Here is a 16,676-nt window from a genome sequence, read left to right as displayed (position 1 = left end):
GAACACCGAGCGTCGCGTCGCCGAGTTCTCGTCATGTCCGCAAGCGCATGGGGGAACTCGCCCGCCAACTCGTCACGTCCCACGCGATCGATTTGCCCCGCAACTATCTGTTCGCTGTCGCTGCGTCGGCATGCATCGGCGGACCGATCGGGCGTTGTGATATCGATCACGAAAGCGGGTTCGTCATCGCGCTGTCGAAGAACGCGATGCTACTTTGATCGTGCGTGGTAGGCGGAACAGGCACTCGCGTGTTTCCGCAAAGCGGGTTCTGGTTTCCTTGGGGGAAATAATGATGGACGCTCGCTTGATGGGCGCCGCGCGCCGGCAGCCCACGCTAGCGGTGGTGGAAGACGATCGGACGTTCCGCGAAGACGTTCTGTTGCCGGTGTTGGCCCATTCGGGATTCCATGTCGTCGGCATGGCGGGCGCGCTGGAGCTGTACCGGTCGATGACGCTTCGCGCCTACGACCTGGTGCTGCTCGACGTCGGACTGCCGGACGAAGACGGTTTCAGCATCGCCGCGCATCTGCGCCGGCTGTCCGCGCGCGTGGGCATCGTCATGTTGACCGGATACGATTCGGGCTCCGACCGCATGCGTGGGTTGCGCGCCGGCGCGGACGCCTATCTGCCCAAGCCGGTGGATATGGAAGAGGTGGTGACCACTTTGCACAATCTGGCGCGATGGGTCGTGCCGGAGACGAATCCGGTGCAAACGCGCAGTCAGTGGCGCCTGGACGAGCGGGGCTGGTGCATCCTGGCGCCGAGCGGTGTCGAGATCGAGATGAACCTCGCCGAGCGGCAGGTCATGGCCATGCTGGCGGCGGCGGCCGGCGTTCCGGTGCAGCGCGAGACCTTGATCGCGCGTCTGGTCAAGAACGCCTACGACTTCGACCCGCATCGGCTGGAGATGCTGGTCCACCGTCTGCGCAAGAAGTGTCAGCGCCTGGCGGAAGAGGAACTTCCCCTGCGCGCGGTGCGCGGCATCGGTTACGTACTCAACTGGTAGTCGATCGCGTCGGTATCGCGTTGGCGTTGGCGTTGGAGAAGCAGCGGCGTGAGGTTCATCGAGATCTGGTCGCGGTCGCGGTCGCTGTGCCTGGCCGCCGCGGTGTTCGTGCTGGCCGGCGTGGCGTCGGCATCGACGCCGACCAGGCTGCAGCCCGAACATCAGGTGGGCTTGCGCGTGTTCACCGGCGACGATGGTCTTCCGCAATCGGGCGTCAACGCCGTGGTCCAGGCCCGCGACGGCTATCTGTGGATCGGCACCTTCGGCGGACTGGCGCGTTTCGACGGCCTGAGCTTCAAGGTATTCAGAAGCAACTCGTCGCAGGAGCCGCCGCGGGTGCAGGAGCAGCCGCAGGCCGGGCCCGCCAGCGATCGCATCCTGACCCTGCATGAGGACGACCGGCGCTGGCTCTGGATCGGTACGCAGGACGCCGGCTTGAGCGTCTATCGGCAGGACGGGTTCCATCACTTGCCGGTCTGCGGCGGAACCTGTCAGGTCAACGACATTCTGCAGGCGCCGGACCGGACCGTGTGGGTCGCCACCGGCATCGGCTTGCTCAGTCTGGATCCGGTGCATCAACGCGAGACCTGGATCGATTATGCAAGCGCGGGCCATTCGCACCTGGCGCGCGATGGGCGAGGGCGTCTGTATGCGGGCGGCGATGACGGTCTTTTCGTCCTGACCGATGGACAGCTTCGGCGCATCGCGTTGCCCGATGGCGCCGTCAGAGTGCGTGTGCTGGAAACCGACGGCGGCGATTTGCTCGTCGGTACGCAGCGCGCGCTCTATCGCTACGATCCGGATGCGAATCGCGATCCGAATCGCCCGGATCCCGCGCAGGGGCAATGGCGAGCGCTGGGCGTGGCGAATCCCGCGGCGGCGGTGAAGGACGCGGAGGGTCGCTGGTGGGTGGCCACCACCACGGGGCGTCTGGCCCAGCAGGACGACGCCGGCGACTGGCGCGACATCCCCGAGTTGTTCGGCAAGGGCGTGACCAGTCTGGCCCGCGACGGCGAAGGCAATCTGTGGATGGGCAGCGGCAGCAAGGGTTTGTTGCGCGTGCGCAAGTCGCTGTTCGAATTGATCCGCGCGCCCAGGGCGGGGGTGAACATGGCCGGCCGCGCGGTGATCGCCGATGGCGAGGGAGGGCTCTGGCTCGGATCGGCGTGCGCGGGACTGCGGCATTGGCGCCGCGACGGCGAGATGCTGCCGCAGCCGATCCTGCAAACGTCCGACGAGGAATGCGTCACCACCCTGTCGCTGGATCGCAAGGGCGCGCTCTGGGTGGGAACGGCACAGGGGCGCCTGATCCGTGTCGTGGACGGCAAGCCGCAGCGCGCCGGCGCCTGGGAGGCCGGCGTAGCGATCAATGTCTGGCAGTACGGCGACGGCCGCCTTCTCGTCGCATCCGGGCGCTCAACCTTCGTGGTCGCGATCGACGCGCAAGGGCGCATTGCCGGGCAACACCGCATCGAGGCCTTGCAGGGCATGAGCATCAACAACGTCGTCGCGGCCGCGCGCGGCGGCCACTGGTTCGTCGGCGACCGCGGTGTGTTGCGCTTGATCGATGAGCAAGTGGTCGAGCGGTGGACGCCTCGCGAAGGTTTGTCCTCGCGCTTCGCGCGCGCGCTGTACGAAGACCGGGCCGCGGCCACGCTGTGGGTGGGCACCTACGGCGGCGGACTCAATCGCATCCACAACGGTCGGGTGCGCCGTTACGACAGCCAGAACGGCCTGTTCGACGATACCGTGTCGTGCATCCTGCCCGACGGTCAGGGACGTCTGTGGCTGGGCGGCAATCGCGGCGTGACCTTGTTGCCGACGCCGCGGGCGGACGCGGCGCAGATCGAGTCGGTCGGCTACACCGCGAGCGACGGATTGATCCCGGCCGAGATCAACGGCGGCCATTCGAGCGCCTGTCACCGCGATACGCGGGGCCGGCTGTGGTTTTCCCTGGTGGAGGGATTCGCCGTGATCGATCCGGCGGTTCTGGCCGATGTCCAGCCGGTGCCGCTCAAGCCGCACATCGAGGAGGTGGCGGTCGCCGGACGCGGCCAGAAGATCGTCGGATCGTCGCTGACCTTGCAGCCATTCGCGCGCAGTCTGGAAATCCACTACAGCGCCATCAACCTAAGCCGGCCTTGGGAAACGCGTTACCGCTTTCGTCTTCTCGGGTTCGATCACGACTGGGTGGACGCGGGACAGAACCGCAGCATCGTGTACACGTCGGTGCCGTGGGGAGAGCATCTGTTCGAAGTGCAGGCGCGCAGCCAGGGCGGGCGATGGTCGGCGGATTCGGCCAGCCTGAAGATTCTCAATCCGCAGCCCTGGTATCTGCGGCCGTGGATTCTGATCCTGGCCACCGCGCTGGGTTTGCTGGCCCTGGTCGGCGGCACCCAGTTCGGCACCAGCCAGGAGCCCACCTGGGCGCGGAAGAATCCCGACTGATCGCGGGTACCGCTGGTCGCGGCGCCGCGGCGCTCAGGAGCCGATGACGCGACAGCCGGCGATCGCCGGTTCGACGATCGTGGGCGGCGCATGGTCGCGATCGCCCGCATCCGAGCGCGGCCGCGTGATCCGCGCGCCGGCCTCATCCGCGCTTGAGTGCTCGTCATCGCATCCGGATTTCGCCAGCGGCAATCGGATACGGATGCGCGTGCCCTGACCGGGAGCGCTGTCGGCGTGTATTTCGCCGCCGTGGTCGGTCACGAAGCGATGCACGGTCGCCATGCCGATGCCGGTTCCCTGGTCCTTGGGCTTGGTGGTGAAGAACGGCTCGAACAGCCGCGCGAGCACCTCCGGCGCCATGCCGATCCCGCTGTCTTCCAGCCGCAGGAACGCATGATCGCCATCGGCTTGGACGGACAGCACGAAGCGGCCGCCCCGCGGCATGGCATCGCAGGCGTTGCTGGCGATGTTCAACAATGCCAGCACCAGTTCGTCGCGGTCCGCGCGGATCAGCAGGCCGCAGGCGGAGGTGTCCAGCGATACCTCGATGCCGCGCGGGAACATCGGCAGGATCAACGGCCGCACTTCGTCGATGGCCTGAGCGAGATCGAAGGTGGATATCTCCCTGACATGGGGCCGGCTGAAACTCAGCAGGCGCCGGGTGAGGGTGGCGCCGCTGCGCGCCGCCTGACGGATGCCGGGCAGCACCGCGTCGATGGAACCGCCGCGCCTGCCCACCGAGGTCGCATGGCCCAGGATCACGCTGAGGATGGCGTTGAAGTCGTGGGCGATGCCGGTCGACAGCCGGCCGATGGTTTCCATCTTCTGGGTTTGCAGCAGGCGTTCGTAGGCGCGTTCTTTCTCTTCGACCTGATGCCGGAGCTCCAGGCAGAGTTCGTTGAGTTCTTCGCTGCGATTGATCGCGCGCTGCGACGACAGGATCAGACGATCCAGGATCGTCGCCAGCACCAGGAAATTCATGCCGGCCAGAAGCAGATTGGCCAAGGCGTCGGAGGCCTGCATGGAATCGGTCGCCAGTTGCAGATCGGTATGCGCGCCTATCGCCAGCGCCGCCGCGTTGGCCAGCGCCGTCCACCACGCCGCGGCCCGGCCCAGGAACAATCCCGAACACAGCAGAGGCAATAGCTGGGTGATCTGCAGCCCCGACTGCGCCCGCAATCCGTAGGCGTGATAGCTCATGCCCATCAGGATCAGGCCGCCGATCACGGTGAGGCTGGTCGACAGACGGAAAAATCCGTGCCGCAGCAGGCAGAAGCACAACCACGCGTACGCGCTGACGATCAGCATCAAGCCGTTGTCGGCGACGCCGCTGGTGTCGGCCATGGCGGCGCACGATGCGATCGCCATGACCAGGGTGCTGGCGGCGATGACGGCGAGTATCGCTTGCAGCGTCACTGCGTTGCGTCGGTCGCGCGCGGCGCGGGTGGGCACGCGTTGCATCCAGTCGATGAAACCATGCCAAGGGGATGGGGACGATTCGCGGACGGTCATCGTTGCGGTTGCTACCAGGGCGCGGTGGATGGCTGCGGGACGGACCGCTGGACGGCGGCTGGACTCATCCCTTCCGGCGCTCGCGTCCGATGCGGCGGGCGCGGCGCGATGGCTTCGTTGCTTGATTGGCCACCGGTAGCCAGCGTAGCACCGGGATGTGACGCGGCAACCGGGAGTTGCGTGCGTCAACGAGTAATCGCGATGGCCGTCGCTCTTTTTTGACGCTTGCCGGGTCGAGCACGCCGCGCGGATTGTGTCGGCCCGATTTCTCACCCGTGGTGAGCATTGGAAATAATCGGGCATGCGTACCTCGACACGCGGCGCCTGCGGGCAGGCCGATCGCGTCGGCGGCTTCGCTCGCATGGATCGGAGCGGCGAAGCGCGCGGCCGCGATCGTCTGCGCGACGCAACGATCGCGCCGCCACTGGCGCCGGCTTCGTGCGGTCGAACACAGCGCGATCGGTCATCGCTCACGGCGAGTCGGCTGGATGTCTCGTCGCCGACGCTCGCGACGCCCGTCGCCGGAAATTATTCGTGAAGCCTTGTGCGTGTAATCGCGAATTGCGCTCGCTAGTGTTCGCCACAACCGATCAGATACGCGCCTTCGAACAACACCGGACGCGCGCGTCGGACCGCCATCGGAACGGGCAGTGCATGGAGCATTCAATCGATACGCGCAGCGCCATGGGTCAGCGCGGATGGCCGATCAAGTATTCGCGGCGGGCGGTGCAATCGGCGTTGCCGATGTCCCGGACTGCGCGGACATTCGCGCCGAATCGCAGCGAGGGTGTCGGCGGCTTATGGCCGCGACCGGACGATCCGCCGCGCGCCGCCGTCGCGATCCATCCGCATCGCCGACGTTCGCGCGAGGCCACGGTCCGAACCGCGCATCGACCGGCGCGATGGTGAAACCCACCGCACGACCGACGCCGCGCCGTATCGATGGATCGCGGTCGACCGCCCAGGGCGGATCGTCGCGATCGTCGTCGAAAGGGTTCACGAGCAACGCCATATCACCTTCATCCCACAGGCCGTCGCATGGGCTTGTCACTGGGGAAACCAGCAATGAATAAAATCTATAGCGTTGTATGGAGCCGATCGCTCGGGCAGCTGGTGGTCGCGTCCGAGTTGGCCGGAGGCGGCGGCAAGGCATCGCGCGGCCGGCGCGAGGCCGCGCGATCGGCCGCGAGCCTGAGCGCGGGCGTCGTGACCGCGCTGCTGGCGCTGGGCGCAACGGGATGGGCGCCCTCGGCGCAGGCCCAGGTGAACTGCGCCACGGCGCCGTACAACTACTACAGCGGCAGCGCGATGTGCGCGGGTTTTCAGTCCCAGGCGACCGCGGGCGGAGCCACCGCCGTCGGCTATAGCGCCAGCAGCACGGGGCTGAATGCCACGGCTGTGGGCTACCAAGCCATTGCCGGCGCGACCAATTCCATTTACCTGGGCGCGCGCACCGCTCCAGGAACCGGAGCGACCGGGGAATCGGCGATCGCTATCGGTACGGATGTCACCGCAAGCGGCTCGGGGGGCATCGGTATCGGCGTGCAGTCGAGAGCCTCCGGACTTAGCGGCGTCGCCGTGGGCGTGCGAGCGGCTGCCGCGGCGGAGGGCGCGGTCGCGATGGGCAGCGGCGCCGCCAGTTCGGCGTTCAATGGCGTATCTGTTGGCGCCGGAGCCACTGCCGCCGGAGTCAATTCCATTTATCTGGGCGCTCGCACTGCTGCCGGGACCGGCGCGTTGGCCGAAAGCGCCATCGCCCTCGGCACGGACGTGGAGGCCAGTTCCAGCAGGACCGTGGCCATCGGCTTTCAAGCCAGGGCCGTGGGCAACCAATCCATCGCATTCGGCCAGGGCGCGCTCGCGGGCGTTGTCGGCACTCCGGCGGTACCCAACGCCATCGCGATCGGCGTCAACTCGCGTTCTCTCGCCAATTCCACCGTTGCGGTAGGCACTGCCGCCAATGCCAGCGCCGATGGTGGCGCGGCCGTCGGCAACACCGCGGCAGCCAGCGGGATCAATTCCAGCGCGCTCGGCAGTGGCACGGTCGCGAGCGCCACCAATGCGACCGCGGTGGGCGCGTCGGCCAATGTCACCGGAGTCGGCGCCAGCGCCGTGGGTTCTTTCGCCAATGCCAGCGGCGGCAATTCCGCCGCGATCGGTTCTGGCGCCAATGCCAGCGGCGTCAATACCTTCGCCGGCGGCCGGTTGGCGACGGCAACCAACGACGCAGCCACCGCGCTCGGCAACGCCGCTCGTGCGGACGGGAACAGTTCGCTTGCGCTGGGAGCGCAGGCGATCGCTACGGGAACCAGCACCGTCGCGGTCGGCCAGGGTGCCGGCGCGGGCTCGACCACCGCCAATACCGGCTCGGTCGCAATGGGTGTCGCCGCCGGCACGCTGGTCAGCGGCGCGCAGAACAGCGCCGTGGGCGCAGGCGTCGCGAGCGCGATGCGCGGCGCGGGTTCGGGCGTTACCGGAACGCGCAACGTCGCCTTCGGCACGGGCGACGGCACGGTCGCCTACGATGCCACCTTGGATGCCGCAGCCGGCAGCCTGGTCAGCGGCAACGACAATATCGCCATCGGCACCAACGCGGGCATCGGCGTGGCGAGCAACGCGACGACGTCGATCGGCCTGAACGCGAATGCGAGCGTGGGCAACGCGATCGCCCTGGGTACCCAGGCGAACGCTTCGGCGCTGGATGCCATCGCGCAAGGCAGCAGCGCCAACGCGGGCGGCCGCAACGCCATCGCCATCGGCTTCCAGTCGATCGCGTCGGCGATCAATTCGATCAATCTGGGCGCGCGCACGTTGGTCGGATCGGGCGCCTTGTCGGCGGGTTCCATCGCCATCGGCACCGACGTGACCGCTTCGCAGGATCGCGCTGTCGCAATGGGCATTGTGAGCCGCGCAACCGGCGCGGACGCGGTGGCGGTCGGCACCCGGACCACCGCGGCGGCCGAATACGCGACAGCGCTCGGCTCGGGCGGCAGCAGCGCGGCCACGGCGGTGCGCGCCACCGGCATCGGTTCGATCGCCGTCGGCGGCAATGCCGCCCTGGGCGCGCTCGCATCGGGCGCCAACGCCATCGCCATCGGCGGTGAATCCGTCGCCGATGCCGATGACGCCGTCGCCATCGGCCGCGGTTCCACCGCCACCGGCGGTCGCGCGGTCGCGGTCGGTTCGGGCAACTTCGCCAGCGGCAACGGCGCGGTCGCGATCGGCGATCCGAACACCGCCACCGGCAACGGCGCGGTGGCGCAGGGCCTGGACAACACCGCCACCGGCAACGGCTCGATCGGCATCGGCAACACCAACATGGTCGGCGGCGGAGGTCAGGCGGTCGGCGTGGCCGGCACGGCGGCGCAGGGCGCGGTCGGTATCGGCTTCCAGAACACCGTGGTCGGCCAGGGCAGCGTCGCCATCGGCAGCACCAGCCGCGCGCTGGCGGCGGGCGCGGTCGCGTTCGGCGACACCGCGGTGGCCAACAATGCGCGCGACGTGGCGCTGGGTTCGGGTTCGACGACCGCGGCGGCCGTTGCGACGCCCAGCGCGACGATCAACGGCACGACCTATAACTTCGCCGGCGTCGCGCCGACCAGCACGGTCAGCGTCGGTAGCGCCGGCAACGAGCGGACCATCACCAACGTGGCGGCGGGACGGATTTCCGATACGTCCACCGATGCGATCAACGGTTCGCAGCTGTATGCGACCAACCAAGCGATCGAATCGGTCGCCGCCACCGCCAACGCGGGCTGGAACGTAAGCGCGCAGGGCGCCAACGCCAGCAACGTGGCGCCGGGCGAAGCGGTCGATCTGAACAACACCGACGGCAATATCGTGGTCAGCAAGACCGCGGCCAGCGACAACGTCAGCTTCGATCTGGCCGACGACATCACCGTCAACAGCGTCACCGCCGGCAACACCGTGGTGAACGGCAATGGCCTGACCATCACCGGCGGGCCGAGCGTCACCACTTCCGGCATCAATGCCGGCGGCCTGGTCATCAACAACGTTGCGCCGGGCGTGGCCGGCACCGACGCGGTCAATGTCAGTCAGCTGACCGACGCCACCGACGCGGTGCGCACGCATTACTACAGCGTCAACGACAACGGCGTGGTCGGCGGCAACTACAACAACGACGGCGCGAGCGGCGTCAACGCATTGGCCGCGGGTGTCGGCGCGACCGCGACCACCGACAGCGCGACCGCGCTGGGCTTCGGCGCGACCGCCGCGACCCAGGCGGGCGACGTGGCGCTGGGTTCGGGTTCGATCACCGGCACGGTCGTGGCGACGACCGGTGACACCATCGCCGGAACCGCCTACACCTACGCGGGCACCGCGCCGACCAGCACGGTCAGCGTCGGCGCGGTCGGCGCGGAGCGGACGATCACCAACGTCGCCGCCGGTCGGGTGTCGGGTGGCTCGACCGATGCGATCAACGGCTCGCAGTTGTATGCGACCAACCAAGCGATCGAATCGGTTGCCACCACCGCCAACGCGGGCTGGAACGTCAGCGCGCAGGGCGCCAACGTCAGCAACGTGGCGCCGGGCGAGTCCGTCGACCTCAACAACACCGACGGCAATATCGTGGTCAGCAAGACCGCGGCCAGCGACAACGTCAGCTTCGATCTGGCCGACGACATCACCGTCAACAGCGTCACCGCCGGCAACACCGTGGTGAACAGCAACGGGTTGACCATTACCGGCGGGCCGAGCGTCACCACCGCCGGCATCAACGCCGGCGGCTTGGTCATCAACAACGTCGCGCCGGGCGTGGCCGGCACCGACGCGGTCAACGTCAGTCAGCTGACCGACGCCACTGACGCGGTGCGCACGCATTACTACAGCGTCAACGACAACGGCGTGGTCGGCGGCAACTACAACAACGACGGCGCCACCGGCGTGAATGCGATCGCGTCGGGTGTGAACGCCACCGCGACCGGCGTGGCTTCGTATGCCGCCGGCTTCGGCGCGACCGCGAGCCAGGACAACGGCGTCGCCATAGGCACCAACGCCCAGGCGATCACCGGCGGCTTGGTGGCGCTGGGCATCAACAGTCTGTCCTCGGCCCAGAACACCATCGCGATCGGTGTCGGCGCCACCGCCAATGTCCGCCTGGGCATCGCCATCGGCGGCGCGTCCCTGGCCGGCGGCAACGGCGCGGTGGCGATCGGCGATACGTCGCGCGCGACCGATGCCTACGCGGTCGCGCTGGGCATGGTCTCGACCGCGACCGGCAGCCAGGCGGTGGCCATCGGCCACTTCGCCGATGCGACCGCGACCTCGGCCCTGGCCGCCGGTTACGACGCCAACGCCACCGGCCAGTATTCCACCGCCTTGGGCCGCTTGAGTTCGGCGTCGGCGGAAAGCGCGCTCGCCATCGGCAACACCGCCAACGCCAGCGCCACCGGCGCGGTCGCGGTGGGATTGAATGCGGCCGCGAGCGGAGTCAACGCCATCGCGATCGGCGCCAATGCCAGCGCCACCGGTTCGGTCGCGATGGGCGCATCGACGCGCGCCGGCAACGGCGGCGCGGCGTTCGGCGACGGCGCCAACGCGACCTACAACGGCGGCGTGATCGATCCGGCGCTCGTGGCCGGCGCGGCGTTGGGCCGCAACGCCATCGCCGATGTGTCCGGCGCCACCGCGCTGGGCAGCAACACGTCGGTGACCGCTGTCGACGGCGTGGCCCTGGGCCGCGGCTCGGTGGCCGGCACCGCCGCCGGCGTGGCCGGGTACGACCCGATCACCGGCCTGCCTTCCACCGATACCTCGCCGACCTGGCGCAGCACCTTGGGCGCGGTGAGCATCGGTAACGGCACCGACACCCGCCAGATCACCGGCGTGGCGGCGGGCACGCAGGACACCGATGCGGTCAACGTGGCGCAGCTGACCGCCGCGGCGCGGGCGGCGACCATGCATTACTACAGCGTCAACGACAACGGCGTCGTCGGCGGCAACTACGACAACGACGGCGCGAGCGGCGTCAACGCCTTGGCCGCGGGCGTGGGCGCCAGCGCGACGGTCGCCAGCGGCACGGCCTTGGGCAACGGCGCGATCGCGGGCACGCAGGCCGGCGATGTGGCGCTGGGCTCGGGTTCGATCACCGGCGCCGTCGTGGCGACGAGCAGCGACACCATTGACGGGGTGACCTACAACTACGCCGGAACCACGCCGACCAGCACGGTCAGTGTCGGCGCGGTCGGCGCCGAACGCACCATCACCAACGTCGCCGCGGGCCGGGTGTCGGGCGGTTCCACCGACGCGATCAACGGTTCGCAGTTGTTCTCCACCAACCAGGCGGTGAGCGCGCTCGGCGTCAATCTGGATCAGTTGGGCAACAGCACCGCCGCATCGCTGGGCGGTACCTCGGTCTACGACCCGACCACGCACACGGTGACCGCGGGGCTCGCGGTGGGCGGCAACAGCTACACCAACGTGCAGGACGCGCTGACCCAGGTGAACAACAATGCCACCGCCGGCTGGAACATCACCGCCGGCGCCAACAGCGGCAATATCGCGCCCAACGAAACCTTGACCGTGGCCGCCGGCAGCAACGCCACGGTCGCCTACGACGACGCCACCGGCACCTTGACGGTCGGCGTGGTGCCGGACCCGAGTTTCAACAGCGTGGTGGTCGGCAATACCACGATCACCACCAACGGCCTGAGCATCGCCGGCGGCCCCAGCATCACCAATGTCGGCATCAACGCCGGCGGCACCACCATCACCAACGTGGCCGCCGGCGTCAACGGCAGCGATGCGGTGAATCTGGATCAGTTGAATCAGGCGGTGTCCTCCGGCACCGCGCATTACTACAGCGTCAACGACGGCGGCGTGCAGGGCGGCAACTACGCCAACAACGGCGCCACCGCGACCGGCGCGATCGCCTCGGGCGTGAACGCCAGCGCCACCGCCGCCGATGCGGTGGCGATCGGCACCGGCGCCACCGCGGGCGACGCCAACAGCGTCGCATTGGGCGCGGGTTCCACCACCAGCGCGGCGGTGGGCACCGCCAGCGCCACCATCGCCGGCACCACCTACAACTTCGCCGGCGCCGCGCCGGTGGGAACGGTGAGCGTGGGCGGCGTGGGCGCCGAACGCACCCTCACCAACGTCGCCGCGGGACGCTTGTCGGAGACCTCGACCGATGCGGTCAACGGCTCGCAGCTGCACGCGACCAACCAGGCGGTCAACGCGCTGGACGGACGCGTGACCAACGTCGAAGGCGATATCGCCAACCTGAGCGGCACGGTCAACAGCTTCGATGGCCGCATCACCCAGGTCGAAGGCAACGTCGCCAATCTGACCAATACCGTCAATACCTTCGACGGCCGCATCACCAGCGTGCAGAACGGTTCCGACGGCATGTTCCAGGTCAGCCAGGAGGGCAGCATCGTCAAGCCGCAACCGACCGGCACCAACTCGTCGGCGGGCGGCAACGGCGCGGTGGCCAGCGGCAACAACGCGCTGGCGGTGGGCAACCAGAGCACCGCCAGCGGCGCCGGCAGCACCGCGGTGGGTACCGGCGCGACGGCGAGCCATGCCAACAGCGTCGCGCTGGGTTCCGGATCGGCGACCACGGTGGGCGCGCAGAGCGGTTACAACGCCGCCTACGTGGGCAACAGCAGCTCCACCGGCGAGGTCAACATCGGCGGCCGCACCATCACCGGCGTGGCGCCCGGCATCGCCGGCACCGACGCGGTCAACGTCAGCCAGCTCAACGCCGGGGTGAGCTCCGCGGTCGATCAATCCAAGGCCTACACCGACGCGCGCTTCCAGAAATTCGACAACGATGTGTGGGCGCTGCGCCGCGACTTCCGCGCCGGCACGTCCTCGGCGATGGCGATGGCGGGTCTGCCGCAGGCCTATCTGCCGGGCAAGAGCATGCTCGCGCTGGCGGCCGGCGGCTATCAGGGCGAATACGGCATGGCGGTGGGCTTGTCGGGCATCACCGAGAACGGCCGCTGGGTCTACAAGGCCCAGGCGAGCGGAAACACCGCGCGCGACTGGGGCTTCTCGGTCGGCGCCGGTATCCAGTGGTGAAGCACCGCGCGCCGCGCGTTCGGGCGGGGCGCGATATCCGAACGCGAGCGGATCGTTCGACCTTGTCTTGGTCGAACGATCCAGACGAATCAGAACACTGCCCGGCGGCGCGGCGACAGGCGCGGCGACCGGCGGCCATCAGTCACAGCGAGGAATCTCCAATGCAAGCCAACCGGTTCGCTGGCGCAGCGATCGTGTGCAGTATCGCGATAGGACTGTTGTCCGCTTGTGGCACCCGACACGTCAGTCGCGACATTTCCGCCGATGGAGTGCCGGCCGAGGTGGTGTTTCCGGCGAAGGAGCGGGCGATCCTGAAAGAGGGAACGTTCCCCAACGTGGAAAGTCTGCGCCAAGTGGCCGCCGGCGTGACCAAGGAGCAGCTCTATCACCTGCTGGGGCGTCCGCACTTCCGCGAAGGCTATGCCGGCGTGCGGGAGTGGGACTACCTGTTTCACTTCCGTCGCGATGGCGGGGTGACCACATGCCAGTACAAGGTGATTTTCGACCGCAACTATCTGGCGCGCAGTTTCTACTGGCTGCCGCAGGATTGCGGCGACCTGCTGCGCGAGCCGGTCGCGGCGGCGCCGCCGTCGGCGCCGCCCGCCGCCGCGCCCCGGCGTTTTTCGCTGTCCGCCGATGCGTTGTTCGCGTTCGGGCAGTCCGGTCGCGGCGATCTGCAGTCGAGCGGTCGCGCCGAAATCGCGCGCATCGCGGCGGAACTGCGCGATGCAAAGGGCCTGCGCAACGTGCGGGTGATCGGGCATACCGACAGCATCGGCAGCGAGCAGGCCAATCAGGCGCTGTCGCAAAGACGCGCGCAGACGGTGCGTGGGTTGTTGATCGACGAAGGCGTGCCGGCGCGATCGATTTCGGCCGAAGGCCGGGGCGAGTCGGAACCCGTGATCGGCGACTGCGATGCTCGCGCGGAGCGAGCCGCGTTGATCGCCTGCCTGCAGCCCAATCGCCGGGTCGAGATCGTGGCCGACGTGGAGCAGTGAGTCGCCTGAGAATCCAGCGCCGGCACGATGCGGGTTTGTCCACCGTTCCATCCATCATGCAACGACCGAGGTAAGGCTATGAAACGAATCACGACGACGGTGGCGATGGCGTTGTGCATCCTGTCCGGCGCGGCGATCGCCCAGGGGCAAGCTCAGGCGCCGCGCTCGGCCCCGGCGCCGCAACAGGCGGCCGCCCGCGACATCGACCCCAATACCCTGGCCAACAGCGCGCTGCAGATATTGCAGGCGATCGATCGCGATCAGGCCGGCGTGCTCTGGGACAACGCGTCCGCCGTGACCAAGCGTACGGCCAGGCGCGATGAATTCGTCGGCCATGTCGGCAAGACCCGCAAGCCGCTGGGCGCGGCCAACTCGCGCAACTGGATCGCGGTGCGGCGCGAGCTCGTGACCGACGGCGGCCAGCTTCCGGCGGGTTTGTACGCCAGCATCGAATTCTCCAGTCAGTTCCAGAGCAAGCGACTGGCGAAGGAACTGGTATCCCTGCGTCGGGATGAAGACGGCATGTGGCGGTTTTCCGGTTATGTCATCCAGTGATGGATTCGTCGCCGTCGCCGTGAGGCGCGTTGCGTCGCATCAACGAAAGCCCGCGGATCATTGCGCGGAAACGACGAAGCCCGGGGGTCCCGGGCTTTCGGTCGTGGTTCGTTGAAGTCGGGTCGGTTGCCTCTGCGGCGATCTGTTGCGCAAGGCACGCTGCCAGATGAGGCGACACCAAGCCGATGGCTCGTTCCGAGGCAATTGCCAATACCGCGCCGGCCGCGAATTATCCGCAGCGCTGAACCGCGATTTGGCTGGCGACGTTCTGCCTGACCGGGATCGGCCGACTGCCGTATTGCGCCGCTCGCGCCGAGGCGCCGCAATGCACTGCGAGCCCAGGCTTGAGGTCGGCGAGCGCCTCGGTCATCGCGTGTTTTCGCGTCCGCGCTCACGTATCGGATGCGACGACTCGCCGATATCCGCGTGAACGACCGATCTCAAGCCCGGCGGCGGATCGACAGATGCGTTTAGCGATGCCAGTACGCCGCTCGGCTCGCGCGTGCAAGCCGGACCGCGATCAGAATGCGGAACTGCGAAACCGACCTGTGTTTTCGCGCCCTCGGCAACGCCGCATATCCACAGCGAGTCGCAACTTTCGCTTTTTGAGTCGTGCAACATGACTCACGCACCCGACTGAAAACCCCTGTCGTCTCGCGCGCGACGCCATGGCCCGGCATCGCGCAGCGCGGCGATGATGACCGCCGTCGCGGCACCGGACCATCGACTGGTTTTTTGTACGGACTCGCCACGCGCGCGGGTTCGCGATCGACGCTGCCTCCCCCAAACGTACGACGACTCGAACGAGGATGCTTATGTCACGCACCCGCAAGCTGCGCACCGCGAAACTTCGTTTCACCGTTATGGCCTTGACGTTGCTGACCTGCTGGGCCGGCGCGGCTTACGCGGCCGATCACGAAGTCGTTGCCGCGCATGCGTCGGCGCACGATATCGCCGCGATCGGCCTCGCGGGCGAACTGTCCACCCAGGCGGTTCCGCCATTCAAGCATCCCGGCCTGCTGGTTACCCAAACCCGCCTCAACAGCATCCGCGCGGCCGTGCAGTCCACTTCGAACAGCGCGATCAAGACCGGCTACAACCGCCTGCTGCAGGACAATCGCGGCTCGCACACCTACGCGCATTCGGCGCTGGCGACCGTGCAGGTGGTGCGCGCCGCGGGCGGTCCGCAGGAAACGCGCTGGAAGAACGACAGCATGGCGGCGTATTTGAACGCGCTGCGCTGGACCGTCAGCGGCGACACCCGCAACCGCGACAAGGCGATCCAGATTCTCGATGCGTGGTCGTCGACATTCACCGGGTTCACGCTGGCGTCGGGCACCGATGCGCCGCAGGCCTGGCTGGAAGCGGCCTGGGGCCTGCCGGTGTGGGCGAGCGCTGCGGAGATCATTCGACACCACAACGGCGGCGAGGCGGGCTGGACGCCGGCCCAGCAGGATCGCTTCAACGGCTATCTCAACAAGCTCTATGCGCAGGCCAACCAGGCCTCGAGCCGGACCAACAACTGGGGCGTGTCCGGCGCGTTGGCGATGATGGCCGCGGGCGTGTATCAGGACGACGCCAGTCGCTACAACGCCGGTCTGACCCGGATGAAGCAGATGATTCCGCTGATCGTCTACAGCAGCGGCGAAGTGCAGGAACTGCAGGCGCGCGATTGCCATCACCCGCAGTACTCGCTGGCCGGGATCGCGCAGGCCGCGGAAATCGCCACGATCCAGGGCGACACCAGCGTGTGGACGCTGACCATCGGCAACGAGCCGCAGCCGCGGTTCGCGCGCGGGCTGGAGTACATGGCCAAGTCGATCCTGTACGGCGAAGGCGTGCGCGATTGCCGGTCCAACGGGCTGTATTCCGGTTACAGCGATATCGCCGTCAATGGGTATCGCAATCGCGGCGTCGCGATTCCCAACTTTCAGAACGCGACCAAGCGCGGTCGTCCGGACGCGAGCGCGGCCGAGTTCCTGGGTTATTCCACCGCCACCCACGGCCGCGACGATTACTGAGCGTATCGGCCGCGCGCTGCGGCCGGTCGTTCGGCGACTTCAACGATTGCTAGCTCCAGGCCGCGGCGACGGCGGCCTGGGAGTTGG

General features: G+C 68.1%; 9 protein-coding genes. 8 read left to right on the top strand and 1 reads right to left on the bottom strand.

Going from position 1 to position 16,676, the window contains the following annotated elements:
• Positions 1-47: 47 nt before the first annotated feature.
• The 3 genes from IEQ11_RS22245 (at position 48) to IEQ11_RS22235 (ending at position 3,454) form a co-directional block, all read left to right on the top strand.
• Positions 48-218, top strand: a complete 171-nt coding sequence (locus IEQ11_RS22245) for a hypothetical protein (RefSeq protein ID WP_191821196.1) — start codon at positions 48-50, stop codon at positions 216-218.
• 89 nt (positions 219-307) lie between these two features.
• Positions 308-1,006, top strand: coding sequence for a response regulator transcription factor (locus tag IEQ11_RS22240; protein WP_051547282.1), 699 nt, complete (start codon positions 308-310; stop codon positions 1,004-1,006).
• A gap of 48 nt (positions 1,007-1,054) precedes the next feature.
• A complete protein-coding gene (locus tag IEQ11_RS22235) occupies positions 1,055-3,454 on the top strand; it encodes a ligand-binding sensor domain-containing protein (RefSeq protein ID WP_191821197.1) in 2,400 nt (799 codons plus the stop codon).
• 33 nt (positions 3,455-3,487) lie between these two features.
• Here IEQ11_RS22235 and IEQ11_RS22230 read toward each other — a convergent pair whose 3' ends face one another.
• The gene (locus tag IEQ11_RS22230; protein ID WP_191821198.1) at positions 3,488-5,269 is read right to left on the bottom strand and encodes a sensor histidine kinase; all 1,782 of its coding nucleotides are present in this window, start codon (positions 5,267-5,269) and stop codon (positions 3,488-3,490) included.
• Positions 5,270-5,753: 484 nt separating this feature from the next.
• Between IEQ11_RS22230 and IEQ11_RS22225 the strand changes: the two genes are divergently transcribed.
• From IEQ11_RS22225 to IEQ11_RS22205, 5 genes are all read left to right on the top strand, one after another.
• Complete coding sequence (locus IEQ11_RS22225) at positions 5,754-6,035, top strand: hypothetical protein (protein WP_191821199.1); 282 nt, start codon at positions 5,754-5,756, stop codon at positions 6,033-6,035.
• Positions 6,032-13,015: an ESPR-type extended signal peptide-containing protein gene (locus IEQ11_RS22220; RefSeq protein ID WP_191821200.1), complete on the top strand. Its 6,984-nt coding sequence runs from the start codon at positions 6,032-6,034 to the stop codon at positions 13,013-13,015. Before IEQ11_RS22225 ends, IEQ11_RS22220 begins: the two co-directional genes overlap by 4 nt.
• Positions 13,012-14,013 carry an OmpA family protein gene (locus IEQ11_RS22215; protein ID WP_247024641.1) on the top strand — a complete coding sequence of 334 codons (1,002 nt, stop codon included), beginning with the start codon at positions 13,012-13,014 and terminating at the stop codon, positions 14,011-14,013. Before IEQ11_RS22220 ends, IEQ11_RS22215 begins: the two co-directional genes overlap by 4 nt.
• Positions 14,014-14,091: 78 nt before the next feature.
• Positions 14,092-14,568 (top strand): DUF4019 domain-containing protein, encoded by a 477-nt coding sequence (locus tag IEQ11_RS22210; RefSeq protein WP_191821201.1) that lies wholly within the window; start codon positions 14,092-14,094, stop codon positions 14,566-14,568.
• A gap of 815 nt (positions 14,569-15,383) precedes the next feature.
• Positions 15,384-16,589, top strand: coding sequence for an alginate lyase family protein (locus tag IEQ11_RS22205; RefSeq protein ID WP_191821202.1), 1,206 nt, complete (start codon positions 15,384-15,386; stop codon positions 16,587-16,589).
• The last annotated feature ends 87 nt before the right edge of the window (positions 16,590-16,676 follow it).

Origin of the sequence: Lysobacter capsici (assembly GCF_014779555.2) — a bacterium.
GTDB classification, from domain to species: Bacteria; Pseudomonadota; Gammaproteobacteria; order Xanthomonadales; family Xanthomonadaceae; genus Lysobacter; species Lysobacter capsici.
Note: the sequence above shows the minus strand (reverse complement) of the source record. Positions and strands in the feature narration are given on the sequence as shown.

What these genes read in the sequence shown, in the direction of transcription:
- IEQ11_RS22245 (WP_191821196.1), top strand. Translation starts at nt 48, where the DNA reads ATGGGGGAACTCGCCCGCCAACTCGTCACGTCCCACGCGATCGATTTG.
- IEQ11_RS22240 (WP_051547282.1), top strand. Translation starts at nt 308, where the DNA reads ATGGGCGCCGCGCGCCGGCAGCCCACGCTAGCGGTGGTGGAAGACGAT.
- IEQ11_RS22230 (WP_191821198.1), bottom strand. Translation starts at nt 5,269, where the DNA reads ATGCCCGATTATTTCCAATGCTCACCACGGGTGAGAAATCGGGCCGAC.
- IEQ11_RS22220 (WP_191821200.1), top strand. Translation starts at nt 6,032, where the DNA reads ATGAATAAAATCTATAGCGTTGTATGGAGCCGATCGCTCGGGCAGCTG.
- IEQ11_RS22210 (WP_191821201.1), top strand. Translation starts at nt 14,092, where the DNA reads ATGAAACGAATCACGACGACGGTGGCGATGGCGTTGTGCATCCTGTCC.
- IEQ11_RS22205 (WP_191821202.1), top strand. Translation starts at nt 15,384, where the DNA reads ATGTCACGCACCCGCAAGCTGCGCACCGCGAAACTTCGTTTCACCGTT.